Below are 24085 nucleotides of genomic sequence, written 5' to 3'. Positions count from 1 at the left end.
CTCCCTGGGTACGAGACGCGCGGATCTTATCCCCCGCCGCCTAACGCAGCGCGTCGAGCAGTGCCGCAGCCGTGAAGAGTTCGACGCCCACGGTGATCGCGTGCTCGTCCACGTCGAAGTCACCCTGGTGCAGGTCGCGTACCGTGCGCTCGCCCGGGGACCGCACCCCGAGCCGGGCCATGGCGCCCGGGACGTGCTCCAGGTACCAGGAGAAGTCCTCACCTCCCAGGCTCTGTTCGGTGTCCTCGATGGACTCGGCGCCGTACCGCGCGCTCATGGCGTCCTGCAACAGGTCGGCTACGGCCGGGTCGTTGACGACCGGCGGCACGCCGCGTACGTAATTGACCTCGAACTTGGCCCGGTACAGCTCGGCGACCTCCTGAATGGCGCCGTGCACCAGATCGGGCGCCTGCCGCCAGGCCGCGAGGTCGAGGCAGCGCACGGTGCCGGACAGTTCGGCGTGCTGCGGGATCACGTTGCAGGCATGACCGGCCTCGATCCGCCCCCAGGTGACCGCGAGCCCGGCCCGCGCGTCGGCCCGGCGGGCGACCAGACCAGGCACCTCGGCGGCCACCTTGGCGGCAGCGGTGACCAGGTCGGTGGTGAGATGCGGCCGCGCGGTATGCCCACCGGGCCCGTCGAGAGCGACCTCGAGCCGGTCGCAGGCGGAGGTGATGGCCCCGTGCCGCAGCCCGATCCTCCCCGCATCGACCCGCGGGTCACAGTGAACCCCGACGATCCGCCCGACCCCGTCGAGCACCCCGCACTCAATGGCTTCGGTGGCGCCACCGGGCAGCACTTCCTCGGCGGGCTGAAAGATCAGCCGTACCGCACAAGGAAGTTGACCATCCCGCTCGAGCTCGGCGAGCACGAGACCGGCCCCGAGGACGACGGTGGTGTGCACATCATGCCCACAGGCGTGCGCGCGGTCGGGCACCGTGGACCGGTAGGCGACGCCCGCCTTCGTGTCCGGAATGGGCAGCGCGTCGATGTCGGCGCGCAGCGCGAGCATCGGCCGTACAGGATCGGGGACGCCGATGTCGCAGACGAGCCCGGTACCGGTGTCGAGCACACGCGGCCGCAGCCCGGCCTGCTCCAGGCGCGCCTTGAGGGCAGCGGTGGTACGGAACTCCTGGTGGCCGAGCTCGGGGTGCATGTGCAAGTCGCGCCGGAACGCGACGAGTTCGGCACGCAGGCCCTCCGGCAACGCACCGGGAAGCGCACCGGGCAGCGCCGCTGAGGGCTCACCCCCGTGGGAGTCGGACTCGACTGCACCGGGCACGCCGGCTCCGGGCTCGCGGGACATCACTTGGTTCACCCTGTGAAGGGTAGGGTGATGCAAGGGCCAACTAACCCTCGATCAACAAAAGTTCAGCCAGATTGACGTAAGAAAATCGTGTTTGCCGTGCATGGGACGTGCGCACGACGGGTAGAACTTTAGGTTCCCTCTAGCGCCAGCGGCCATTCAAGCCCTCTGCGAACGACCGCGCCGCCGCGAGATCGCTGCTGTCCGGCCGTCCCTTGCGGATCCCGCCAACCAACTTGAACGGCGCCCATGTGTCGAAGCCACGGCAGGAGAACGTGTCAGCCACGTCGAAGCCCTTACCCTCCAACAGCCGCACCATCGGGCCGAAACGGGGCGCGGGCAGGCCACTGGTCGCGAACACGAAGGCCCGCCCCTGCTGCTGCGGGAGCGAGGAGACGAACTCACGCAGCCGCGGGTGGAACTTCTGCATGAAGATCCCGGAGCCGAAGCCGACAAGGTCGTAGCCGTCCAGACCGTCGAGACCGTCGACCTCTTCCGGGCCCACCACAGACGCCCTCAACACCTCACCCATCACCTCGGCCACGCTGCGCGTGTTTCCATGCGACACCGACGTGCAGATGATCAGGGCCTTACCCATCATGTTTCCCTCCGTTGCTGTCGCGGCTGCCCCATCCGAGCAGACGCGTTCCGGCCGTCAGGCTCCGACCGTGGCCCTCAGACCGTCACGGCCCTCAGCTTGTGCGGATTGCGGACGCAGTACACGGCGGTCACCGTCCCGTCGCCGCCCACCTCGATCGACGTCACCTGGTCGAGTACGCCGTCGAGGAGTACGACCACCGAATGCATGCCGTTGTAGACGCCGGACCGGATGTCGAGTTCCCCGAGCCGGAAGCCCTTGGTGAGCAGCCCGATGACCAGCCGCGCCACCTTGTCGGGGCCGTGCACGGAGCGGCGTGCCGCGTTCACCACGCCACCGCCGTCCGCGATGAACACGACGTCCGGCGCGAGGACGTCCATCAGCCCCTGGACGTCGCCCGTGACCGCCGCGTGCGAGAACTTCTCGGTGACGGCTGCCGCGTCGGCGGGCGAGGCGACGGCCGTGCGGCGCCTGGCGTGCACCTGTTTGCGGGCGCGCTGGTTGAGCTGCCGTACGGCTTCCTCGGACTTGCCGACCGCCGCGGCGATCTCCGGGTAGCCGAAGCCGAACACCTCGCGCAGCACGAACACGGCGCGCTGGGGCGGCGTCAGCGTCTCCAGGACGAGGAGCATCGCGGTGGTCACCGCTTCTCCGGTCAGTACGTGCTCGATGCCGTCGGGACCCCCGTACGCGGCGGCATCGGACACCAGCGGCTCGGGCAGCCACGGCCCCACGTACTCCTCGCGCCGACGAGCCGCCGACCGCAGCAGGCCGAGCGCCTGGCGGGTGACGACGCGGGCGAGGTACGCGCGCGGGTTGGCCACCGAAGCGCGGTCCACCGCGCGCCACCGCAGGTAGCTGTCCTGCAGTACGTCCTCGGCGTCCGCGACCGAGCCGAGGATCTCGTACGCGATGGAGAACAGCAGCGGCCGGTGTGCCGTGAACTCGTCGTCCGGCTCGGCCTGTTCGCGCTTCACTTCGGCCCCGGCAGCCATGCGTAAACGCCGGTACGGGAGGCGGCCTTCGCGGCCCGGCACACGCCTTCCTTGGCCACGGCGGCGGAGCGTCCCGTGAGGTAAAGAGGCCGTACCGTGTCGTCGCGTCGCGTCACCTGCATCACCGCATCCTTGCGTCCCAGGCTGATCGCCTGCCCCACGTAACCCATGGAGTATGGCTGGGGCGCACGGCCCTTGACGATGCGGGCCAGGGTGTCCGCCGCGTGCGCGGCCTGCGGCACGGCCGTGGCGCAGGCCATGCGGGCGCCGGGCACGGCGGCACAGTCACCGACCGCGAAGACGCGCGGGTCGTCCACGCTGCGCAGATACGCGTCGACGAGCACGCGGCCCTCGTCGTTCACCGGAAGCCCGCTGCGTGCGGCCAGGTCGGGGACGCCGGACACGATGCCCCACAGGGTGAGCGCGGAGACGAACTCGGCGCCCGAGCCGAGGCGCACGGTGTCGCCGCGACCGCCCTCCGCGCCGCTGACCACCGTCTCGACCTCCTCGGCCTTCTCGACCCTCTCGGCCTTCTCGACCTTCTCGACCGTGTCCGTCACCAACTCCACGCCAAGGCGCTCCAGTACGCGGTGCACGCGCCGCCGCGCGCCCGGTGAGAAGCCCGGCGCGAGCTCCGGCGCGACGAGCCGCACCCGCGGGCCGCCCGCCCCCGCGAGCTCGGCCGCGGTCTCGATCCCCGTCAGGCCGCCGCCGATCACGGTGACGGTGTCCGCCGCGGACAGCCCGGCCCAGGCGGTACGAGCGTGCTCGGCGCCCTCCCAGGTGCCGACGGGGACCGTGCCGGGCATCGGGTCGGCGGTGCTGCCGACGGCCAGGAACAGGTAGTCGAAGGCAAGGCTCGTGCCGTCCTCAAGAAGAACCTTGCCGTCACCGATCTCGTCGGCGGCACCGATACGCGTGCCGATGCCCTCGCCGAGCATCGCGTCGAGCGGCGTCGCCGCCCGGCCCGTCCCGGCGATCTGCTCGTGCAGCCGCACCCGCTCGACGAAGTCCGGCCGCGGGTTGACCACGGTGATCTCCGCACCCGGAACCCTCTTGGCAAGCCGGTTCGCCGCCATGGTCCCCGCGTAACCGGCCCCCACCACGACGACCTTCAAGCCGTTCGTGTCCACCCTGTCCGCCCTGTCCGCCATGCCTGCCTCCCGCCGTGAATTCGGATCACTCATGGGATGCCGCCCACCGGCCGTTTGTGACGCCCCGCCGATGTGAACTGCGTCACCGGCTGCCCCGGGGAGTCGACCGCCCCGCCAGGACCGATCGGCGCTCCTCCCCCGTGGTTGTCGTCAGTTACAGCTGCAGCGTCCAGCGGTGGACTTGTCCGTTCGGGGCGACGTGGGCAGCTTCCACGATGGCCCACCCGGGGAGTCGAGCCACACGCGTTGCGCGTCGCCATCGAGGGTGAAGCCGTAGCGCTCGGGGCCGGGCTCGTCATGTTCGGTGAACACGCGGTACGCCTCTTCCAGCCTTGACCACAGGGGACGCGGGCGCGTCTCGCTCACGGTGCCGTCGGCGCGGAGGCTGGCGAGCGCCCCGTCCGGGGACCAAACACGCACGGCGATGGGCTTGTTGGCCGTACCGTCGGAGGCAAGGTCGTACTGCCAGTCGAGGTCGGGCTCGACGATGCTCAACAGGAACCGGAAGGCGTTGTTCGCGATGGCCGCGGCAGGCAGTGCCGAGACGCGGCCCTTGTCGGCAGGGGCGGGGAGGTCGGGGCGGCGAGTGGGAATGCCGTCCCCTGCCACCCGGCGCAGTGGCATGAAGTAGGCGCCGCCGGGGAGGAAGCGGCCCTCGGCATGGCGCGAGCCGGTGCGGTGGATGCGTACGAGGGCGTTACCGAGCGGGGCGAGGATCTGCCCGGCCGACTCGCCGGGGCCGTCGTCGAGCTGGCGGACCCACGCCTGTGGCACGGCGTTGATCTTGCAGGTGGCGATGATCCGGGAGTACGGGGCGCGCTCCGGATGCCCGTGCGCGCCGTCGGCCAGGACGACGCACGGGTCGTATCCGGCTACGGCAAGGTGCGTGCGGGCGGCGTGGACGAGCTCGGGCTCGGTGTCGACGGTCGTCACGTGGTCGGCGCCGAGCCGGTGCGAGAGCAGGGCGGCGTTGTAGCCGGTGCCGGTGCCGATCTCCAAGACCTTCGTCCCCACGCCGTCCTCGACGTTCAACGCTTCGAGCATGGTCGCCATGATCGAGGGTTGTGACCTCGACGAGGTCGCGGCGCCATTGGTGTGGTGAGTGACGAGGGCGCGGTCGTCGTGCACGGCGGCGAACCATTCGGCGCGGGTCCCGGGATCGTCGGCAGCCACCTTGCGGCCGGTGTGGTCGTAGAAGTGCGGAACGAAGGCGTCCGCGGGGACGCTTTCGAACGCTGCGCGCCATGCCGGGTCGGCCAAGTCGCCCGCTTCGACGAGCGCCTGGGCAAGCTTGGCGCGCGCGGTGGCGGCATCCTGAGGAAAGTCGGGGTCGGGGGTCATGGGACGCCCTTCTCCAGCAGATCGGCGAGCGCATGCGTGATGGGTTCACGAGTGAGGTCGATCCATGCCCATTGGCCGCCCGGATGCACGTCGCCGAGGTAGTACGTGCCCTTGGTGTCCACGATGAAGTCGAGGGCGGCAAAGACGAGTTGGAGTCGGCTCACCAAAGCGCGTATACCGTCGGCCACGTAGCCGGGAAGTTCGGTGGGCACATAGGTGAGGCGCCCGAGTCACGGCGCCAGTCGAGGCCCCACCCACCACCCCCGCCACCACCTCACACCCGCGCCCAGGTGAGTCGTTGCCCATCGGGGCCGACGTGCAGCCGCATACGGTCGACGGACGGGCGACCGTCCGCCAGCCACTGCGAGACGCGTTCAGTGATCTGATCCCACAGGCGGGCCGTTCCGCCCTGTCGCACCAGCCACCGCTCGTCATCCTGGAAGACGACGGCCCACGACTCGGCGGCCACGTCGATCACTACGTGCTCCGTACGACCGTCCCGTTCCAGGACGAGCCGTTGCGCACGCGGTGCGGCGAACTGCGCGACGAACCGAGCCGTCCAGTCATCGAGCACGTCCGCGCCCAGCTCCGTAGGCACCTCCTCGCCCCCGCTGAGGTTCGGCAGCACCCCGAGCGGGGGCGGAAGGTGCGGGCGGGCCAGCATGAATGCAACCTGTCCGCCGAGTACCGGACCGCTGGCCGTGCCGTCGTCGGCGACCGTGAGCCGTACGAGTTCAGACGCGTGCATCCATCCGCCGACCGTCACCAGGATCTCACCGCCGGGCCGGGTCTGCGCCAGCCAGTCGGTCGGCACGGTGTGCACGCCGCACGTGGCGATCACGCGGTCATACCTGCTGCCCTGCTTGTGGCCCGCGAGGCCGTCACCGACCACACGGGTCGGCCAGTATCCGCCACCCGCGAGTGCCATTCCGGCGCGGGCTGAGACTTCAGCATCGACCTCGACCGTAGTGACGTTGCTCTCGCCAACTACGTGGCAGAGCAATGCGGTTGAGTATCCGGTGCCCGTGCCGATCTCAAGGACGCGGGGCCCCTGGGTCACCCGTAGGTCTTCGAGCATCCGCACGACCAGACTCGGCAGGGTGGACGACGACGAGGGCGCGGCGGCGATGCGTCCCTCGACCTGGTCGGGGAACACGCCTCCGGCCAGCTGCGTCACGAGGGTGTCGTCCTCGTAGATCCGCACGAGTGCTTCGGCGGAGTTCCCCGCAGCAGGCCGGTACCAACCGCCCTCTTCGTACTCGAACCAGCCGCGCGAGAGGAACGCTTCACGGGGCACGGACATGACGGCCGCCTCCCACTCCGGGCTGCGCAGGGCGCCGACCTTGGACAGGTGCCGGGCGAGGTCGGCCCGTAGCCGTTCCGACTCCAGAGGGTCAGTCATGATGGCTCGCTCCGTTCTCCAACAGATCTGCAATGGCGTGTGTGATCGGCAGTGCGGCCGCGTCTTCGAGCCAGGCCCATTGGCCGTTGGGGTTGCATTCCAGGAACCACCATCCGTCGTCCGCGGTCACGGCGAAGTCGAAGGCTCCGAAGTTGAGACCGAAGGCGGTGACGAACTGCGTCAGTGCCTCATGGATATCGTCCGGGCAAGTAACCGGCTCATAGGTGAGGCTCTGGTATGCGGCTCTCCAGTCCACGACCCCAGGCGGTGCGGTGATCCGGGCACTGAACACCTGCTCGCCGACGACGACCGCCCGCACGTCTGCCACCTTGGGGACCTGCGCCTGGAACAGGTGCGCGCTGCGGCTCACCGCGTCGTCGATCTCGTCTGCCCGGACCGGGGCGGCCCAGATTCCGGCAGGCTCGCCCTCGACCTCGTACGCCCCTGCATGCAACGGCTTGTAGATCGTGGGCTGTTCGGCGCAGAACTGCTCGGCCTCCACAGGGTTGTTCGTGATGAGAGTGGCCGGGACCGTGAGCCCTGCGCGAGTCGCCGCGTCCAACTGGACGGGTTTGTATTCCGCTCGCGCGACGGCCTGTGGGTGGCTCAGATACAGGCACTCCGACAGCGCCCCCAGCACGCCGCCAAGCCCGCGCCGGTTCTCCTGAGCGGCGAACCGGGCCGCCTGCTCGCCGCCGTTCGTGGGGTAGGCGCTCGGCCGACGGTGGTACAGCGCGCGTACGGCCGACAAATCGGCCGTACGGTCCCCGACCGTAAGCCACCCGCCCCAGCCCGTCGCCCCGGTACGGGCGGCGAGCACCGCGCAATCGGGGAAGTCCCGACCGGGATCGAACCGGAGGACGGGCACCCGGCGCCGGTTCAGTTCCGCGATGACCAGGTCAGCGGTTGCGTCCTCGTCCCGTGTAGAGACCAGCACCGGGCGTCCGTTCATGGCGCCCCCTCTCAGTCCTGCTCGGCGTCGTGGCCGGAGTCCGGGTCCACCCTGCCGTCCTTGCCCACCTGCGTGGGCGGATAGGTGTTGACGGACGTGCCGTGCTTGCCAAGCTCGGCAGGCGTCACCTCTCCGTCCTCGCCGATCCATCGGCCCGTCTGCGTGGCCGGGTCGATACCCGCGTACCGCCATAGCGAGGGCGAACCGTTGCGCAGCGGAGCCATACGACGCAGACCCCACGCGGCTTGCGTGATCGCCTCAGTACTTGAGATGCGCTTCTGCATGCTCTGCATGTCTCCTCCTGATCAGTGTGAGGGGAGGCGGTCGCCCCGACTGATGGCGATACGACTCACGTCGCGCAGGGCTTCCGCCAGGCGGCCCGCCAGGAACCTCAACTGGGCCGTGGTGACGTGCTGGTCCGCCAGCATGTCGGCCGCGTGGTCGAGCAGTTCGTCGGCGATGTCGAGCTGCACGGATTCGATGTCGTCAGCGACGCGAGACACATAGCTGGAGGAGCCGGTGCGGTCACCGATGAGGTAGCAGGGCTTGCCCTCCGGGCTGGACCAGGGGAGTAGGCGGGCTGTCCGAGCAGAGTCGTCGTGGAGGCTCATGCCGTCACCTCCACCCCGTGGATATGGCGTGGCCCTGCATCGATGCCGTACGCGGAGAGCCAGAGGGCGCGGCGCCGAGCGCGCTGCCTCCGGGCCTCCTCGCGTTCATGGGCGACGAGGTAGGGGCGGACGAGTCGGGTGTCCTCTCCCCTCAGGACCGATGCCGCAAGCGGCACGTGTGCGGTGGGCGGGGCCACATGCGGTGTTGCGGGGCTGGAGTTCTCCGACCGGTGACGGCCCGTGGCGGGCAGTAGCAGCACCTCGAAGAGCCGGGCGATACCGTGGTTCATGTCGACCTGCTTTCCTCAGGTTGGCCATGCCCCCGGGCCGTTGACGCGGCTGCGGGGGTTCTTTCTGCGCTGAACCGACGACGCCTGACCAGCAGGCGTCCAAGAGGGAGCGCCACCGGCACCGTGACGCCGAGTAGCAGCGCAACCACGAAACTAGTAACAGAAAAATTGCGAGTCAAGTAAAACTGTCACTATCGAGAGGGTGGTCAACCTGAGAACCTGACTGCGAGTGAGAGGAGCAGTGAATGCACCCAGGTTTTGGGCTAGTTGTCCGCTTTACCCTGCATGGAGGGGCGGAAGAAGCTTTCGACGCTCTGGTCGCCGAGACCCTCAAGGGGATCAGAGCCAACGAGCCCGGCACGGCGCTCTACCTGACCCACCGCGTACCGGAAGAGCCAGGAATCCGGGTCTTCTACGAGTTGTACGAAGACCGGGCAGCATTCGAGGCCCATGAGCGACAGCCGCACGTGGAGCACTTCCTTCGGGAGCGGGACCGCTACGTAGCGCAGACTGAGGTGACCTTCTTGGCCACAGTTGATGGAAAGGTGCAGTGACAGCAGTGGCAGACGAGGGGCAGCACGCCTTCGGCGCTCGCATTGCCGCATTGCGGGCCGAACGAGGCATGACCCAGAAGCAGTTCGCCGCCGAGATCGGCCGGACTCCGAGCTGGCTGTCCCAGGTCGAGCGTGGCGTCCAGCCGGTCAACCGCCTGGACGTACTAAGGCTGTTGGCAGATGCCCTCGGAGTCTCGGTCCAGGGGCTGCGCCCGGACGCGCCGCAACCGGCTGAAGCACCGGCGTCCGATCCGGAGCCGAATGACTTGGATCAGGCCAGGCTCCTGATCTCTGGTCATCCCGCTCTCGATGTCGTCCTTGCTTCGGAAGACCCGGAAGAGAGCCACGAGTTGGCTGGTCTCAGAGCAGCCGTGGACCATATCTGGCGCCTGGCTCACGACGACCAGTTCGCGGAACTGAGCAGCGTTCTGGCTCGCAACCTGCCGCGCCTCGAGCGCGCGACGCGCACGACGGCCAAGGCGGACCGGCCCGAGGCATACGCGCTACTTGCGCGCGCCTATCACGCTCTCGCGGCCGCGTTCGTCCGTCAGAACGAGGCAGATGCCGCCTGGATGGCAGCGGACCGTTCCATCAGCGCGGCTGAGCGATCGGGCAGACCGCTGGACGTCTTCGCAGGCATTTTCCGGCTGACCCACGCCTTCGTCCGGCTCAAGCGTTACGACCAGGCCGAGCATGCGGCACGTTCGGCGGCCAGCGTCCTCCAGCGACACACAGACGACGCCCAGCGTGCCACTCAAGAAGCACTGTCTCTTCTCGGCTCCCTGCGCCTGGTCCTGGCCCTGGTGTACGCCCGTTGTGAGAACCGCTCCGACGCGCGTAGGGAACTGGAGTATGCCCGCCGTGTCGCGCGCCAACTCGGCGAGGACAGAAACGACTTCGACCTGGAGTTCGGCCCGACCAATGTGGAAATCCAGGCGGTCTCGGTGGCCGTGGACCTCGGCGACGCCGGAGAAGCGCTCGACATCGGCGAGGCATTGGACGCCGCCCATCTCTCAATCGAGCGTCAAGCCCGACTCGCCATGGATCTCGGCCGCGCCCACGCGCAGCTCCGCCACGTCGGCGAGGCGCTTCAATGGTTCCTGCGCTCCGAAGAACTCGCACCCGAGATGATTCAGTCGCATGTAGCGGCCCGGTCAGCTGTCCGTGACCTCATGCTCGTCGCAGGTCGTTCCGCTCCCCCGGAGTTGAAGCGCCTCGCCGACAGGACCGATGCCATGGCCTGATGGAGCGGTCCCGCCTCGATGCCACGTTCGGCGCCGGTGCAGCAGGTAACCGCTCCGACACTCTGCACGGGTACCGTGAGAAGACGGAAAGACCTGAACACCGTGAATTCCGCAGGAGTTGACCGACCTCGGAAGGGGCAACGATGGATCCGTCCCGCCGCAGCGTGCTGGCTGCCACCGTCTTCTCTGCTGCCTTGTCCGTACCCGCGTTCACCCTGCCCGCGCGGGCCGCGGACGCGCCCGTCACCCCGGGCAAGAAGACCGTTCGCGTCGGCGCCTCACAGGTGCAGTCGGTTCGCACCATGACCGAGCGGATCGCGGACATTCTCGATGAACTCGGGGCCGGGCACGCCATGCCCATGGCCTCGGCGTTCCTCGTCAACACGGTCGGCCCTTGGCTCCAAGCGCAGGCAACCCCCTCCGTCCGCAAGAAGATGCTCGCCGCCGCCTCCGATCTCACATATCTGACCGGATGGATGGCGATGTACGAGAAGGCTCACGGTCTTGGGCAGCGCTACTACGTCCAGGCACTCGGCCTCGCCCGCGAAGCAGAAGATCAGGTCACGTTCTGCAGGACCCTGCGCGGCATGTCGCTCCAGGCCTCCAATTTGCGATACGGCTCCAAAGCCCTGGAATTCGCGGACTCCGCCGCGGAAGCCGCACCCGCCGCGGGGCCACGCCTGGTGGCGTTCCTGCGCGGACAGCAGGCCCACTCCGCGTCCATGGTCGGCCTCAAGCACCAAGCGCACGCTCGGCTCAAGGAAGCTGAAATCGCGCTGTCGAGGGCGGACAACCGCAGGGACGCCATCGGAGGTTACGACCGGACCGCGTACCTCTTCCATGTCTCCCATGTCCTGTGCGAGGAGGGTGACTTCGAAGGGTCGATCAAGGCCCTGAAGCAGTCCATTCGCTTCCAGCCCGAACAGGAACGCCAAGGGCGCGTCCACGCCTACGCGGTCCTCGCGCAACGTCAACTGCGCCTGGGGCACCTGGACGCGGCCTGCGAGAGCTGGTCACGGTTCCTGGACGAGTACGAACACGTCTCCTCCAACCGCGGTGACGACCATTTCCGCACCATGCGCACCGCACTGCGCACGCACCCGACCGCCCGCCCCGTGCGTGAACTCGCCGTCCGTGCACGCGAAGTCGCCGCGGCCAAGGCCGCTGCCTGAGTCCTCGGCTCAAGCCGTCCGTACCGACTGAAGCCGGTGCACATCCCGAGCCGTCCCCGTAACCCCCGACAAAAACCCCTCAGCCCGAGGCGAAGCCCCCTCCGTAAGCCAGTCCCGGTCGATGTCGCACACCGCCACCTCCACCCCCGTCCCCGCCAAGGCGAGCGGCAACGTGTGGACGACCGTTGACGGGAAGCTCAGTATCGTCCGGCCAATGGGCCCTCTACGGGCGATGAGTTCCAATGGCAGGTCGGGGCGGACGATTTCCAGGCCCGTTGTCGCGGCCAGGCGGTGGAGCTTGTCCGTGGATTCTCTGCGGTGGGCGAAGTAGCGCGTGGCGTTGTGGGTGCGGGCGAGTGTCGTGACCGCCTCTAGGTAACGGTCCGCGTCCACCACACCCGTCTCCACCAAGGACGTGCCCACCAGGTCTGCCGCGCCCTTCGTGATGCGGGGCGGGCCGAAGCGGGCTCGGGTCCAGGCGAAGGTGTTTTCCGTGCGGTGGATGCCCTCCGGGGCCTGGTCCACGGGCATGGACGAGAAGACTTCGACTTCGCGGTCCCGGGTGGGGGTCAGGCGGCGGACCGCCGCCTTCGCGAAGGGGGCGAAGATCAGGTCGCGTGCGCCTGGGCGGCCGCCTCTGCGGTGCCAGCGCACCAGGCGTTCGCCGTCGCCGAGTTGGGCGATGAACTCCATCGTGGCCGTGCCGTCGTCGACCACCACCAGGTCGCGGGCGCGCGTGATCGTCAGCAGGAGTTGTACGTAGCGGGAGAAGGGGTCGCCGATGACGACCCGGTCTGCCTTGCGGAGGTCCGGTGTCAGCGCCCCTACCGTCTTCAGGGGTGCCGCCGCGCCGCCCCGTGCCTCCTGCCAGCGGACCGTCCAGTGCTCGTCCCGGGCGAGTTCCGCGACGCGGCGGAGCTGGCCGCGGGACATCGGGTCCAGGGGGGACAGGACGACGATGGTGAGCGAGGCATTGCCTCGGTCCTGTTGCTGCCGCAGCCCCGCCGCGTACGCCCATTCCAGGACGTTGAGCAGTTGTACCGGGCTCTCCACGAAGGCCAAGGTGTGTCCCACGGCGCCGTCCCCGGCCGAGGTGGCCTCTTCTTCGCGCCCCGTTTCACGCCCCGGGCCCGCCGGGCGGCCTTCCGCCGCCGCGGCGGGCTCGGGGTGCCGGCGGCCCGGGATGCGGGGCGCGGGAGCCGTCGCCTCCGCATCCCGGGGGGTGCCGGTGGGCCCGGTGCCGGGCCCGTGTGTGGACGTCATCGTGTCGCCCGGCCGCCTGGTCAGACCGCGACCGGCTCGCGGTCGGCGTCGGCAGCCGCAGACTCCGTCTCGGCGACGACACCGGTGACGCGGCGGAGCTTCTTCATCGGGCCGAGCTCGGACTCGTACACCTTCTTGACGCCGTCGCCGAGGGACGACTCGATGGCGCGGATGTCGCGGACGAGGCGCTGCAGGCCCTGCGGCTCGACCGACGCCGCCTGGTCGGAGCCCCACATCGCGCGGTCCAGAGTGATGTGGCGCTCCACGAAGCAGGCGCCCAGGGCGACCGCGGCCAGCGTGGTCTGCAGGCCCGTCTCGTGGCCGGAGTAGCCGATCGGGACGTTCGGGTACTCGCCCTGCAGGGTGTTGATGACGCGGAGGTTCAGCTCCTCCGCCTTCGCCGGGTAGGTCGAAGTCGCGTGGCAGAGCAGGATGTTGTCCGAGCCCAGGACCTCGACCGCGTGGCGGATCTGCTTCGGGGTCGACATGCCCGTGGACAGGATGATCGTGCGGCCCGTGGCGCGGAGGGCGCGGAGCAGCTCGTCGTCCGTGAGCGAGGCCGAGGCGACCTTGTGGGCCGGGATGTCGAACTTCTCCAGGAAGGCGACGGCCTCGGTGTCCCACGGGGAGGCGAACCAGTCGATGCCGCGCTTCTTGCAGTGCTCGTCGATCTGGCGGTACTCGTCCTCACCGAACTCCACGCGGTGCCGGTAGTCGATGTACGTCATCCGGCCCCAGGGGGTGTCGCGCTCGATGTCCCACTGGTCGCGCGGGGTGCAGATCTCCGGGGTGCGCTTCTGGAACTTCACCGCGTCGCAGCCGGCCTCGGCGGCCACGTCGATGAGCGCGAAGGCGTTCTCGAGGTCGCCGTTGTGGTTGATGCCGATCTCGCCGGTGACGTAGACGGGACGGCCGGGGCCCGCGGTCTTGTTGCCGAGGGTGCGGAGGCGGGACGTAGAAGACGAAGTAGACACAGCAGGAATTTCCTTACTTGTTGAGAGAGGGACCGAGGATCCAGGACGCGATCTCTCGGATCGCGCCGTCGCCACCAGGGGTGGTGGTGACCGCGCGTGCGGCGCCGCGGACGACGTCGTGGGCGCTGGCGACCGCCACGGGCCAGCCGACGAGGCTGAAGCACGGCAGGTCGTTGACGTCGTTGCCGACGTAGAGCACGCGCTCGGGCGCGATGCCCTGCTCCTCGCACCACTGCTTGAGGGCGAGGTCCTTGCGGTCGATGCCGTGCAGGACCGGGATGTGCAATTTCCGGGCCCTTGCGGCGACGACCGGGTTCTGTTCCGTGGACAGGATCAGGAGCGGAATCCCGGCCTTGCGCAGCGCCGCGATGCCTAGTCCGTCGCCGCGGTGCACGGCGACCAGTTCCCGTCCTTCGGAGTCGATCAGCACCCTGTCGTCGGTCTGGGTGCCGTCGAAGTCGATGACGATGGCCGCGATGTCCTCCCGGGTCGGGAGGTCCGCGCGGTCCAGGAGGGGGGCCAGGGCCCGGGCGCGGGCGAGGTCGTGCGGGTCGTCGACCTCCAGGGTCCGCGCGGGGTCGGTGCGCACCAGGTCCGTACGGCCGAAGAAGCGGTGCCTGTGCTCGCGGAAGCCCGCGGCGTCCATGGCGTACGCGGCACCGGTCTCCAGGAGGTCCTGGGGCCGGTCCTGGCGGCGCGGCCGGAAGGACTTGTCGTGGTTGACGCCGTAGCCGCCCGCGGTGCCCGCGGTCTTCGCGTCCGCCACCACCGTGGTGCCACCACCGGCGCGCTGGGCGGCGATGACGCCGGAGACCGCGCCCCCCGCGGCACTCGCCGCGTCGGCGTCATCTTCGCTGTCGCGCCACACGAAGCCGTGGAACGGCGCCACGGTCAGGGCCGTCTCGGCGCCCTTCTCGACCACCGCACCGGCAACGCCGTCCACGTCCTCGCGGGTCAGGAACGGGCTGGTGCACTGCACGAGCAGGACGACGTCCACGGTCGCGCCGTGCAGCGCCTCGTGGGCGTCCATGGCGTGCAGGACGGCGGCCTCGGAGGTGGCGGTGTCCCCGGCGATGGCGGCCGGGCGAAGCACCACCTCGGCGCCCGCCTCGCGGGCCACGGCCGCGATGGCCTGGTCATCGGTGGAGACCACGACGTCGGTGACGAGCCGGGCGGCGCGGCACTCGCGTACGGCCCGGGCGACCAGCGGCACGCCGCCCACGGGGGCGAGGTTCTTGGCGGGTACACCCTTGGAGCCGCCGCGGGCGGGGATCACGGCGAGCACGCGGCGTACTCCGTGGCGCGCTCCTTGGTGCGCTCCCTGACGCGCTCCTTGGCGCGCTCCTTGGCGCGCTTCCGAGGTGCTCATGGGCAGGTCTCCTTGAGGATTCGGGGAGGTCGTACGAGGGCTCGCGGGCGTCGTACGGGGGGCTCGCAGCGGGGTGCGAGGCGGCTCGCGGCGGCGCTCACAGCTCCCCCATCCGCCGGATCACCGGGGCCACCCGCTGCACCCCGTGCCGGTAGGCGCCGCGGGCGGCCTGGCGCACGACCTGGCGCACGGGTCCCGGCTCCTTGGCGGCCGCGGGCGCGCCCGGCAGGGGTGCGCCGTCGGGCCCGAGGTGGTGCCGGGCGAGGATGCCGGGCAGATACCCCGGGGCGGTGGTGCGGCTGTAGTACGGGGCGATGGGCGGGAGCTCACCGGCGGTACTCGCCGCGGCGAGCACCGTGACGCGGGCCCGGGCGGCGTCGTAAGCCGTCTCGTACGCCCCGTCCGCGGCGACGCCCTGCCGGGCCAGCCACGCCTCGTCCGGCGCCGGAACGTGCCCCTCGTCCAGCTGGTCCCAGGAGGCCAGGCAGCCGGAGCCGATGAAGTGGTGGTTGCCGAGCGCCTCGCGCACCCCGAGGTCGGTGAGGACCGCGGTGGGGATGCGCCGGTGCAGGGACTCCAGGGCGGCGGTCGAGGACACCGTGACCAGGAGGTCGGTGCGGTCCAGGACCTCGCCCATGTGCCCGTACACCAGGCGGCAGTTGGGCGGCAGCGGCACGGCCTTGGCGAGCTTCTGGTACGGCAGCTCTTCGAGGTGCGTGGTGTGCTCGCCGGGCCGGGAGCGGAGCTTGATGAGGACCTCGCGGTCCGGGTGGCGGCGGGCGTGCTGAGCCATCCGCCGCAGCAGATACGTACGGTCCGCGCGGCTCTCCGGTACGGAGGGCTGCGCAGCGAACACGACCGTGTACGGATCGTGCGGGGTGCCCGGCTCGTACGCGGCGCCGCCGAGGAACGGCAGCGCGCACTCCACGACGCTCGACGCGTCGGCGCCCACTCCCTCGTACACGGCGCGGAAACGCTCCGCGTCCTGACGGGAGTTGGCGAGGACGACGTCCGCGCCGTGCCGAAGCAGCAGACCGTCCGCGAGCTTCTCGTAGACGACGCCGACATAGCCGGTGACGACCACGGGGCGACGCTTCCGTCCCTGCCACGCGCGGGCGAGCCCGTGCAGGACGGCCTGGACGGCACCGCCGACGAGGGCGAGCACGATCACGTCGTACGGCGCTTCCTCGCCCTGCTCCATATCCCGGAGGCCCTGCTCCATGTCCCGCAGGAACTCGACCGCGGTGACCTCACGCAGCGTGTCCGCGCGGACGCCCACCTCTTCGAGCTGGCGGGGCGTGGGCGTCGCCCGGCCGCGGAGCAGATAGCCGTCGAGCCGGGCGTCCGGCACCAGGCGGTGCGCGGTGAGCGCGCCCCATTTCCACCGGGTGTCGGAATCGGCGAGTACGGCGACCCGCTGCTGCTTCTGCTGACTTGGCACGTCACAGACGCTAGGAAGGCATTCGGAGCCGCGGCCCAACCGGAACGCAACAAACGGTTAACAGCAGACCGCAGAATGACTAACTGGCCCGGGAATCAGGCCGGTTAACCAATCCGCCATGCGTCGTTCACCTACCATCCCACTGAGGGTCGAGACGAATGGCGTCCGGACACCTAGTGTCCCCTGCGTGGTTAAGCTCTCCGTCATCGTGCCGTTCTACAACGTGCAGCAATACGCGCCGGACACTCTGAGAAGCCTCAGATCCAATGCGCGCGCAGACTTCGAATTCGTACTCGTCGACGACCGTTCACGAGACGACACCCCGGAGATTCTGCGCCGTGCCGAGCGCGACCTCTCCGACGTCGCGCAGGTCCAGTACATCCGGCACGAGCAGAACGGCGGTCTGGCCACTGCCCGGAACACCGGTCTCGACGCGGCTCGCGGCGAGTACCTCACGTTCCTGGACGGCGACGACTGGCTCGCCCCCGGGTACTACGAGCAACTCCTCGGCGCCATGGAGGAGTTGGGCGTCGACTTCGTGCGCACGGACCACGTCCAGTGCACGGCGCGGGCCCGCTCGGTGCACCGCTTCCCGCACGGCCGCCGGGGCGTCGTGCTCGATCCGCGCGCGGCGATCCTGCCCGCGGACCGCTCAACGGCGGTGGATTACGCGTACGCCTGGGCCGGGATGTATCACCGCCGCCTGGTCGACCGTGGCCTGCTGCATTTCACGGACGGGCTGCGCACCGCGGAGGACCGGCCGTGGATCTGGCGGCTTCACCGGGAGGCCGAATCCTTCGCGGTTCTCGGCCTCCTTGGCGTGCACTACCGGCGCGGGGTCGCGTCGTCCCTGACTCAGATCGGTGATGTCCGGCAGCTCGATTTCATTCGGGCATTCGACCAGGTGGTACGGGAAACCGCGGCCGATCCGGAGGCTTCGACATTGCTTCCGAAGGCGGTCCGTACGTACTGCGCGATCATTTCGCACCACCTGGGATCCATCGAAAGGTTTGAACCACCCGTGGCCCGAAAGCTGCGCTCGATGAGCGCCGCGGCACTGAAGCGGATGCCGCAGGACGTACTCGACGAGGCGCTCGACTCCATGGACGTCAAGCGCGCCACCCGGCTGCGGCGACTGCGCCGACGCCCAGTGACGGCGGAGGTGGCTGCCCAGTGAACGCGGAAGCGGCCTCCAGGCATACGACGCATACGACGCGCCCCACGAGCACCACGCACACCATGAGCACGACCAGGACCGCCGACGGCACCACGCAGATCTTCTTCGCCTCCACGCTGTACGGCGCCGCCACGCTCGCCGCCGCCCTGGACGCGGACTGCTTCCGCCCCGCGCACCGGCGGCTCCTCCTGGTCAGCAATAACGCGGCCACCCCGGAGACCACCCCGGCCCTCGACGACGCGCCCGCCTTCGAGCGGCTTCGCGACCGCTTCGACGGGGTGATCTCCTGGAACGAGGCGATCGCCCCGCTCCACCCGGGCGGCTGGTCCCCGCGCGCCGATGACATCCCGATGTGGGAGCGGTATCTGCGCCTGCTGTGGGGGCTCGGGGACGACGCGGTCGAGCTGGTCGTCGAGTCGATCCAGGTCAACCCGTCCTCGGCGCTCGCGCGGATCTTCACGGGCGCGCCCGTGGACGTCTACGCGGACGGCCTGATGAGCTACGGCCCCACGCGCAACAAGATCGACCCGCTGGTGGGTACCCGCATCGACCGGCTGCTCCACCTCGACCTGGTGCCGGGCCTCGAGCCGCTGCTGCTCACCGAGTTCGGGGTCGAGGCGGAGATCATCCCGAACGACGCCTTCACCAAGGTCCTCGGCGAGCTCGCCGACGCCGAGCAGACGGTCGCGCTGCCCGAGGGCCGCCCGGCGCTGCTGCTCGGCCAGTACCTCTCGGCGCTCGACATCCTCAGCGCCGAAGAGGAGGAGGATCTGCATCTGCGGATGCTCAAGGGCGCGGTCGAACTCGGCCACACCCGCGTGGTGTTCAAGCCGCACCCGTCGGCGCCCGCCCGCTGGTCGCGCCGCCTGGAGCAGGAGGCGGAGCAGCTCGGCGCCGAACTCACCGTGTTCGACGAGCCGTTGCTCGCCGAGGTCCTGTACCAGCGGATGCGGCCCGCCCTGGTCGTCGGCTGCTTCTCCACCGCGCTGCTCACCGCCGCCACGCTGTACGACCTGCCGGTGGCGCGCACCGGCACCGAGCTGCTGCTTGAGCGCCTGGCGCCGTACCAGAACAGCAATCGCGTGCCGGTCACCCTCGTCGACGCGCTCCTGCCCGACCTCGCCGACCCCACCGCGGTGAAGGTGCAGGCGCAGAACGCGTCCGGCCTCGAACTCACCGGCCTGCTGCGGGCGGTGGGCTTCGCGATGCAGCCGCAGATCTATCCGGAGCTGCGGTCCGAGACGGAGGCGTACCTCGCCAACCATCTGAACGCCCACACCAGGCGGTACTTCAAGCGGCGTCGCCTCACCGCGCTCGCGCTGCCGGGTGCGATCCCCTCGCAGCTGGACTTCATCCCGCGTAATGCGACGGTACGGCGGGTGGCGCGGCGGGCCCGTGCGGTCAAGCGGGCAGCGCTCGGATGAGCTTCACCAGCCCCACCGGGACCACACTGCCCCGCCCTTCGGACACCACCGCGCCCGCCCCGAGCCCGAGGATCAAGGTCATACCGCGGGCGGCGTCGGCGGGGCGGCTGCGCGCCCTGGACGGCCTGCGCCTGATCGCCGCCCTGATGGTGGCGGCGTACCACTACGGCGGCCGCGACGGCGAGATCTCCCAGGCCTGGGGCAGCTCGCCGAAGGTCCAATTCCCCACCGCACACGAGTGGTTCGCGTTCGGCTGCCTGGGCGTCCAGATCTTCTTCGTCATCAGCGGCTTCGTGATCTGCATGAGCGGGTGGGGGCGGCCGCTGCGCTCCTTCTTCGCCTCGCGCGCCTCGCGCCTGCTGCCCTCGTACTGGGCGGCGGTGCTCCTGGTGACCGCGGTCTTCGCGCTGCCGCCGGTGATCTACGAGGCGGTCTCTCCCAGCGACATGCTGGTGAACCTGTCGATGCTGCAGCAGCCGCTCGGCGTGGACCGCGTCCTCGGTGTGTGCTGGACGCTCTGGGCGGAGGTCCGGTTCTACGCCCTGTTCGCCCTCTGCATCGTGCTGCCGGGAGCGAACCGGCAGCGCATCATCCTGTTCTGCGCGGTCTGGACGCTGGCGGCGGCGATAGCGGAGGGCGCGAACGAGCCGCTCCTCGACCTGGTCCTGATGCCCGAGTACGCCCCGTACTTCATAGGCGGCATCGGCCTGTATCTGGTCCACCGGGACCGCAAGGACCTGACGGCGTGGGGCATCGTGGCGGTGAGCTGGCTGCTGGGCCAGCACTACGCGGTGGACCGCCTGTGGCACCCGGCCGATCCGGAATTGTTCTCCTTCCGCCCGTCGTGGTCGATCATCGCGGTGGTGACGCTGGGGTACGCGGCGGTGGCGGCGATAGCCCTCGGCTACCTGCACCGCGTCAACTGGTCCTGGCTGACCACGGCCGGCGCCCTGACGTACCCCTTCTACCTGGTGCACGAACACCTGGGCTGGGTCTCGGTCCGCTTCCTGTACCGCTACTTCGGACTGCCGTCGTGGGCGACGTTCGTGCTTACGGTGGGGCTGATGCTGATCCTGGCCTGGCTGCTCAACCGGTACGTGGAGAAGTGGCTGACTCCGCTGCTGCGGCGGCGGCTCGCGTCGAAGCCCGGGTGAGGTTCCGCCCGAACGGCCGCCAGGCGACACAGGTCAGTACGGCCATGGCGGCGGCGGAGAACCAGAAGGGCCCGGCGATCCCGAACCGGGCGGCAATGGGCCCGCCGACGAGGGCACCCAGGGCGTTCCCGCCCACGGCGAAGGTCATGAACACGCTCTGCACCCGCCCGCGCAGCGCCTCGGGCACGGCCCGCTGCCGCCGGGTCAGCTCGACGGCGTTGAACACCGCGCTGTGCACCCCGAAGGCGACGAGCACGGGCCCGGCGAGCCACACGGTCCCGGCGAGCGCGAGGCCGACATGCGTGAGCGTCTCGATCACGAGCCCGGCACGCAGCAGCGTCGCCCCCGAGAACCGTGCCTGGAGCCGCGGCGCACACACCGCCCCGAGCAGCCCGCCCACGGCGGTGGCGGTGAGCAGCAGGCCGTACCCGTAGGCATCGAGCCCGAGCTGATCGCGGGCGTAGAGGACAAGCACCGAAAACCCGGCGAGCAGCGTGATGTTCATCAGGAGCAGCGCGAGCGCGATCATCCGGACCACCGGCTCGTGCCAGAGCCAGCGCACACCCTCGACGATCTCGCCGCGCAGGTCCCGGCGCTCGGGCGGCGGCTCGGCACGCGGCACCTTGCGCAGGGTCGCGATGAGCACGGCGGCAGCCACGAAGGTCGCGGCGTTCACCCCGAACGGCAACGCGGCCGCGGCCACGAACAGGGCGGCGCCGAGCGGCCGCCCGGCGAGCCTGTTGGCGACGACGAACGCGGCCTGCATCCGGGCGTTGGCCCGGGGCAGGTCGGTGTCGCGGACGACGGCGGGGATGAGAGTGGCGGAGGCGTTGTCCCCGAGGGTCTCGCACACGCCGAGCAGGAACCCGGTCGCGTAGATCACGGGAATGGACGCCTGCCCGGACCAGACGGCGAGCGCGAGCCCGCCCACGACGACCCCGCGGATCAGATGCACGGTGACGATCAGCCGCCGCCGGTCGACCCGGTCGACGAGCGCCCCACTGACCAAGGAGAAGAGCAGCCAAGGCAGCTGCTGCGCAAAGACGGCAAGCCCGATGAGCACGGGGTCGTCGGTGGCGGAGGCGAGGAGCAGCGGGGCGGCGGCCGCGACGATGCCGTCCCCGAGGTTGGAGACGGTGGTGGCGGCCCAGAGGGTGTGGAAGGGGCGGCCTAAGCCTGTTCGGGCGAACCTACTCACCGTCGAGGAGCACGTCCACCGACATCTTCAGCGAAATTCCGATGGAGTCCGGGAAGGGCACCACGGATCCGCGCTTGTACGTGGAGCGGGCGCGGTACTCCTCGCCCTCGGGATCGGTCAGAACCACTACACGGTCGTGCTTGCGATCTACGACGACGTACACGGGAATGCCCGCTACGGCATAGCACTCGGCCTTGGCATATAGGTCGACCGCCCAGTTCGACGGGGACGTTACCTCGACGACGAGGCGGAAGACGTTCGGCGCATAGCAGCCACTCGCGGTCCGGGCGTCACGGAAGTCCTCGTCAACCAGTGAGAGGTCGGGGAGCGCATAGTCGCCCGGCCGGGTAGGAAGCGACACCCCAATTCCCTGTACCCGCCGTAGCCCCGCTTCTTGGGCCCCCGCCTTGAGCGCGTCCATCAGGCAGGTCAACGACAGCGCATGAGTCCCGTCGGCCGGCGGTGTCACAGTCAGGCTCCCCTGGAGAATCTCCACTCGGTGCCCGGGCAACGCGTCCCACAGGTATTCGGCAGCATCGACGAGCGTCATCTTTCGCTCCACGACCTCGTGCTCCATCACAGCCATGGCACCCTCCTTTCGGGGATCACTGTGCTTCGAGAGTAGCCCGCACCGCAGACATACGGCACGGGCTCACCCGTTCGAGTGGCGAAGCGGCGCAGCCCCGGAAGCGTCAGAACGCGTCGCTGGGCACGTACGTCCCCCACACCTCCCGCAGCGCGTCGCAGACCTCCCCCACCGTCGCGCGGGCGCGCAGCGCGTCCTTCATCGGGTAGAGGACGTTGTCCTCGCCCTTCGCCGCTTCCTGCAACGCCGCAAGCGCCGCGTCGACCGCGGGCTGGTCGCGTTCGGCGCGCAGCTTCGCGAGGCGTTCGGCCTGCTGCTGCTCGATCGCCGGGTCGACGCGGAGCGGCTCGTAGGGCTCCTCCTCGTCGAGCTGGTAGCGGTTGACGCCGACGACGACGCGCTCGCCGCTGTCGGTCTCCTGGGCGATCCGGTAGGCGCTGCGCTCGATCTCGCTCTTCTGGAAGCCGTGCTCGATGGCGTTCACGGCGCCGCCCAAGTCCTCGACCTTGCCCATGAGTTCGAGGGCCGCGGCCTCCACGTCGTCGGTCATCTTCTCGACGACGTACGAGCCCGCGAACGGGTCCACGGTCGCGGTCACGTCCGTCTCGTACGCCAACACCTGCTGCGTACGCAGCGCGAGGCGGGCGGACTTGTCGGTCGGCAGCGCTATGGCCTCGTCGAAGGAGTTCGTGTGCAGCGACTGGGTGCCGCCGAGCACCGCGCCGAGGCCCTGCACGGCCACGCGGACGAGATTCACCTCGGGCTGCTGGGCCGTCAGCTGCACGCCCGCCGTCTGCGTGTGGAAGCGGAGCATCTGCGACTTGGGGTTCTTCGCGCCGAATTCTTCCTTCATCACGCGGGCCCAGATCCGCCGCGCGGCACGGAACTTGGCGACCTCTTCGAGGATCGTCGTACGGGCCACGAAGAAGAAGGAGAGGCGGGGGGCGAAGTCGTCCACGTCCATCCCGGCCGCGACCGCGGTCCGCACGTACTCGATGCCGTCCGCGAGCGTGAACGCGATCTCCTGCGCGGGGGACGCGCCCGCCTCGGCCATGTGGTAGCCGGAGATCGAGATGGTGTTCCACTTCGGGATCTCGGCCCGGCAGTACTTGAAGATGTCCGCGATCAGGCGGAGCGAGGGCTTGGGCGGGAAGATGTACGTGCCACGGGCGATGTACTCCTTGAGCACATCGTTCTGGATGGTCCCCGTCAGCTTCTCCGCCGGAACTCCCTGCTCTTCACCCACCAGTTGGTAGAGGAGCAGCAGCAGCGCGCCCGGCGCGTTGATCGTCATCGACGTCGACACCTTGTCCAGCGGGATGCCGCCGAACAGGATCCGCATGTCCTCGATCGAGTCGATCGCCACGCCGACCTTGCCGACCTCGCCGGACGCGATCGGGGCGTCCGAGTCGTGGCCCATCTGCGTCGGCAGGTCGAAAGCGACGGACAGGCCCATCGTGCCGTTCGCGATCAGCTGCTTGTAGCGGGCATTGGACTCCACGGCCGTGCCGAAGCCGGCGTACTGGCGCATCGTCCACGGCCGCCCGGTGTACATGGACGGGTACACGCCGCGGGTGAAGGGGTACGCCCCGGGCTCACCGAGCTGCTGAGCCGGGTCCCATCCTTCGAGGGTGTCCGGTCCGTACACCGGCTCGATCGGCAGTCCCGACTCGGACTCGCGCGCCATGTGCTGTGCCTCCCGCTAGAGCTACCTGTTGGTAATGCCGACCCTCGCGACGGACTGTAGTGGGCGGCGTGCGCGCCGTGGAGTGCCGCACGCTAGGAGCTTGCTCACAGAATTCCGCCACGGTTGGCAACCATTGTCGCGCGGAAGACATCTCAGAGGTGAAAAGGGGAAAAAGGGAAAAGGGGACCTGGGG

The 24085-nt window shown here is 69.7% G+C and carries 23 protein-coding genes and 1 pseudogene; 6 read left to right on the top strand and 18 right to left on the bottom strand.

All coding sequences use genetic code 11. The features are described 5' to 3' along the window. Positions 1-40: 40 nt before the first annotated feature. From ACWD10_RS01220 to ACWD10_RS01170, 11 genes are all read right to left on the bottom strand, one after another. Positions 41-1306 carry an amidohydrolase gene (locus tag ACWD10_RS01220; protein ID WP_451085889.1) on the bottom strand — a complete coding sequence of 422 codons (1266 nt, stop codon included), beginning with the start codon at positions 1304-1306 and terminating at the stop codon, positions 41-43. A 142-nt stretch (positions 1307-1448) separates the two neighbouring features. Then, complete coding sequence (locus ACWD10_RS01215; protein ID WP_451085629.1) at positions 1449-1907, bottom strand: flavodoxin family protein; 459 nt, start codon at positions 1905-1907, stop codon at positions 1449-1451. Positions 1908-1981: 74 nt separating this feature from the next. Continuing rightward, positions 1982-2899, bottom strand: a complete 918-nt coding sequence (locus tag ACWD10_RS01210) for an RNA polymerase sigma-70 factor (RefSeq protein ID WP_451085627.1) — start codon at positions 2897-2899, stop codon at positions 1982-1984. Next, complete coding sequence (locus ACWD10_RS01205; protein ID WP_451085625.1) at positions 2878-4053, bottom strand: NAD(P)/FAD-dependent oxidoreductase; 1176 nt, start codon at positions 4051-4053, stop codon at positions 2878-2880. Before ACWD10_RS01205 ends, ACWD10_RS01210 begins: the two co-directional genes overlap by 22 nt. Before the next feature lie 150 nt (positions 4054-4203). Continuing rightward, a complete protein-coding gene (locus ACWD10_RS01200; protein WP_451085623.1) occupies positions 4204-5394 on the bottom strand; it encodes a methyltransferase domain-containing protein in 1191 nt (396 codons plus the stop codon). Next, positions 5391-5558 carry a hypothetical protein gene (locus ACWD10_RS01195; RefSeq protein WP_451085621.1) on the bottom strand — a complete coding sequence of 56 codons (168 nt, stop codon included), beginning with the start codon at positions 5556-5558 and terminating at the stop codon, positions 5391-5393. Before ACWD10_RS01195 ends, ACWD10_RS01200 begins: the two co-directional genes overlap by 4 nt. A 110-nt stretch (positions 5559-5668) precedes the next feature. Continuing rightward, positions 5669-6796 carry an ATP-grasp peptide maturase system methyltransferase gene (gene tgmC, locus ACWD10_RS01190; protein WP_451085619.1) on the bottom strand — a complete coding sequence of 376 codons (1128 nt, stop codon included), beginning with the start codon at positions 6794-6796 and terminating at the stop codon, positions 5669-5671. Then, the gene (tgmB, locus tag ACWD10_RS01185; RefSeq protein WP_451085617.1) at positions 6789-7748 is read right to left on the bottom strand and encodes an ATP-grasp ribosomal peptide maturase; all 960 of its coding nucleotides are present in this window, start codon (positions 7746-7748) and stop codon (positions 6789-6791) included. The genes tgmC and tgmB overlap by 8 nt, the downstream gene beginning before the upstream one ends. Positions 7749-7759: 11 nt before the next feature. Next, complete coding sequence (locus ACWD10_RS01180; RefSeq protein WP_451085615.1) at positions 7760-8032, bottom strand: putative ATP-grasp-modified RiPP; 273 nt, start codon at positions 8030-8032, stop codon at positions 7760-7762. A 21-nt stretch (positions 8033-8053) separates the two neighbouring features. Beyond that, entirely contained in the window at positions 8054-8359 is a 306-nt protein-coding gene (locus ACWD10_RS01175; RefSeq protein WP_451085613.1) for a hypothetical protein, read from the bottom strand. Continuing rightward, positions 8356-8649, bottom strand: a complete 294-nt coding sequence (locus tag ACWD10_RS01170; protein WP_451085611.1) for a hypothetical protein — start codon at positions 8647-8649, stop codon at positions 8356-8358. The genes ACWD10_RS01175 and ACWD10_RS01170 overlap by 4 nt, the downstream gene beginning before the upstream one ends. 245 nt (positions 8650-8894) lie before the next feature. Between ACWD10_RS01170 and ACWD10_RS01165 the strand changes: the two genes are divergently transcribed. From ACWD10_RS01165 to ACWD10_RS01155, 3 genes and pseudogenes are all read left to right on the top strand, one after another. Continuing rightward, a complete protein-coding gene (locus ACWD10_RS01165; RefSeq protein ID WP_451085609.1) occupies positions 8895-9203 on the top strand; it encodes a putative quinol monooxygenase in 309 nt (102 codons plus the stop codon). Positions 9204-9208: 5 nt separating this feature from the next. After that, complete coding sequence (locus ACWD10_RS01160; protein WP_451085607.1) at positions 9209-10447, top strand: helix-turn-helix domain-containing protein; 1239 nt, start codon at positions 9209-9211, stop codon at positions 10445-10447. Positions 10448-10559: 112 nt separating this feature from the next. After that, a pseudogene (locus tag ACWD10_RS01155) lies at positions 10560-11619 on the top strand (hypothetical protein); the annotation flags it as partial. A 9-nt stretch (positions 11620-11628) separates the two neighbouring features. Here ACWD10_RS01155 and ACWD10_RS01150 read toward each other — a convergent pair. The 4 genes from ACWD10_RS01150 to ACWD10_RS01135 all read right to left on the bottom strand — a co-directional run bounded on the left by ACWD10_RS01150 (position 11629) and on the right by ACWD10_RS01135 (position 16666). Further along, positions 11629-12882, bottom strand: coding sequence for a hypothetical protein (locus ACWD10_RS01150; protein WP_451085605.1), 1254 nt, complete (start codon positions 12880-12882; stop codon positions 11629-11631). A gap of 20 nt (positions 12883-12902) precedes the next feature. Next, a complete protein-coding gene (locus ACWD10_RS01145; protein WP_451085603.1) occupies positions 12903-13856 on the bottom strand; it encodes an N-acetylneuraminate synthase family protein in 954 nt (317 codons plus the stop codon). A gap of 13 nt (positions 13857-13869) precedes the next feature. Beyond that, the gene (locus ACWD10_RS01140) at positions 13870-15225 is read right to left on the bottom strand and encodes a cytidylyltransferase domain-containing protein (RefSeq protein WP_451085601.1); all 1356 of its coding nucleotides are present in this window, start codon (positions 15223-15225) and stop codon (positions 13870-13872) included. 97 nt (positions 15226-15322) lie between these two features. Then, on the bottom strand, positions 15323-16666 hold the full coding sequence (locus ACWD10_RS01135; protein ID WP_451085599.1) for a DUF6716 putative glycosyltransferase: 1344 nt from the start codon (positions 16664-16666) through the stop codon (positions 15323-15325). A gap of 187 nt (positions 16667-16853) precedes the next feature. On the opposite strand from ACWD10_RS01135, the gene ACWD10_RS01130 reads away from it, so the two are divergent. The 3 genes from ACWD10_RS01130 to ACWD10_RS01120 all read left to right on the top strand — a co-directional run bounded on the left by ACWD10_RS01130 (position 16854) and on the right by ACWD10_RS01120 (position 20421). Next, on the top strand, positions 16854-17843 hold the full coding sequence (locus tag ACWD10_RS01130; RefSeq protein ID WP_451085597.1) for a glycosyltransferase family 2 protein: 990 nt from the start codon (positions 16854-16856) through the stop codon (positions 17841-17843). A gap of 62 nt (positions 17844-17905) precedes the next feature. Next, positions 17906-19267, top strand: a complete 1362-nt coding sequence (locus ACWD10_RS01125) for a polysialyltransferase family glycosyltransferase (RefSeq protein WP_451085595.1) — start codon at positions 17906-17908, stop codon at positions 19265-19267. Then, positions 19264-20421, top strand: a complete 1158-nt coding sequence (locus tag ACWD10_RS01120; protein WP_451085593.1) for an acyltransferase family protein — start codon at positions 19264-19266, stop codon at positions 20419-20421. The genes ACWD10_RS01125 and ACWD10_RS01120 overlap by 4 nt, the downstream gene beginning before the upstream one ends. On the opposite strand, the gene ACWD10_RS01115 is transcribed toward ACWD10_RS01120, so the two are convergent. The 3 genes from ACWD10_RS01115 to ACWD10_RS01105 form a co-directional block, all read right to left on the bottom strand. Beyond that, a complete protein-coding gene (locus tag ACWD10_RS01115; RefSeq protein WP_451085591.1) occupies positions 20354-21619 on the bottom strand; it encodes an MFS transporter in 1266 nt (421 codons plus the stop codon). The genes ACWD10_RS01120 and ACWD10_RS01115 overlap by 68 nt on opposite strands. Then, positions 21612-22205 carry a Uma2 family endonuclease gene (locus tag ACWD10_RS01110; protein WP_451085589.1) on the bottom strand — a complete coding sequence of 198 codons (594 nt, stop codon included), beginning with the start codon at positions 22203-22205 and terminating at the stop codon, positions 21612-21614. Before ACWD10_RS01110 ends, ACWD10_RS01115 begins: the two co-directional genes overlap by 8 nt. A gap of 106 nt (positions 22206-22311) precedes the next feature. Beyond that, positions 22312-23892, bottom strand: a complete 1581-nt coding sequence (locus ACWD10_RS01105; protein ID WP_451085587.1) for an acyl-CoA mutase large subunit family protein — start codon at positions 23890-23892, stop codon at positions 22312-22314. Between the last annotated feature and the right edge of the window lie 193 nt (positions 23893-24085).

Source organism: Streptomyces sp. NPDC002851 (genome assembly GCF_053591935.1).
This window is presented reverse-complemented; position numbering and strand designations above follow the sequence as displayed.

What these genes read in the sequence shown, in the direction of transcription:
- ACWD10_RS01205 (WP_451085625.1), bottom strand. Translation starts at nt 4,053, where the DNA reads ATGGCGGACAGGGCGGACAGGGTGGACACGAACGGCTTGAAGGTCGTC.
- ACWD10_RS01165 (WP_451085609.1), top strand. Translation starts at nt 8,895, where the DNA reads ATGCACCCAGGTTTTGGGCTAGTTGTCCGCTTTACCCTGCATGGAGGG.
- ACWD10_RS01220 (WP_451085889.1), bottom strand. Translation starts at nt 1,306, where the DNA reads ATGTCCCGCGAGCCCGGAGCCGGCGTGCCCGGTGCAGTCGAGTCCGAC.
- ACWD10_RS01175 (WP_451085613.1), bottom strand. Translation starts at nt 8,359, where the DNA reads ATGAGCCTCCACGACGACTCTGCTCGGACAGCCCGCCTACTCCCCTGG.
- ACWD10_RS01215 (WP_451085629.1), bottom strand. Translation starts at nt 1,907, where the DNA reads ATGATGGGTAAGGCCCTGATCATCTGCACGTCGGTGTCGCATGGAAAC.
- tgmC (WP_451085619.1), bottom strand. Translation starts at nt 6,796, where the DNA reads ATGACTGACCCTCTGGAGTCGGAACGGCTACGGGCCGACCTCGCCCGG.
- ACWD10_RS01120 (WP_451085593.1), top strand. Translation starts at nt 19,264, where the DNA reads ATGAGCTTCACCAGCCCCACCGGGACCACACTGCCCCGCCCTTCGGAC.
- ACWD10_RS01170 (WP_451085611.1), bottom strand. Translation starts at nt 8,649, where the DNA reads ATGAACCACGGTATCGCCCGGCTCTTCGAGGTGCTGCTACTGCCCGCC.
- ACWD10_RS01125 (WP_451085595.1), top strand. Translation starts at nt 17,906, where the DNA reads ATGAGCACGACCAGGACCGCCGACGGCACCACGCAGATCTTCTTCGCC.
- ACWD10_RS01110 (WP_451085589.1), bottom strand. Translation starts at nt 22,205, where the DNA reads ATGGCTGTGATGGAGCACGAGGTCGTGGAGCGAAAGATGACGCTCGTC.
- ACWD10_RS01180 (WP_451085615.1), bottom strand. Translation starts at nt 8,032, where the DNA reads ATGCAGAAGCGCATCTCAAGTACTGAGGCGATCACGCAAGCCGCGTGG.
- tgmB (WP_451085617.1), bottom strand. Translation starts at nt 7,748, where the DNA reads ATGAACGGACGCCCGGTGCTGGTCTCTACACGGGACGAGGACGCAACC.
- ACWD10_RS01210 (WP_451085627.1), bottom strand. Translation starts at nt 2,899, where the DNA reads ATGGCTGCCGGGGCCGAAGTGAAGCGCGAACAGGCCGAGCCGGACGAC.
- ACWD10_RS01150 (WP_451085605.1), bottom strand. Translation starts at nt 12,882, where the DNA reads ATGACGTCCACACACGGGCCCGGCACCGGGCCCACCGGCACCCCCCGG.
- ACWD10_RS01140 (WP_451085601.1), bottom strand. Translation starts at nt 15,225, where the DNA reads ATGAGCACCTCGGAAGCGCGCCAAGGAGCGCGCCAAGGAGCGCGTCAG.
- ACWD10_RS01200 (WP_451085623.1), bottom strand. Translation starts at nt 5,394, where the DNA reads ATGACCCCCGACCCCGACTTTCCTCAGGATGCCGCCACCGCGCGCGCC.
- ACWD10_RS01105 (WP_451085587.1), bottom strand. Translation starts at nt 23,892, where the DNA reads ATGGCGCGCGAGTCCGAGTCGGGACTGCCGATCGAGCCGGTGTACGGA.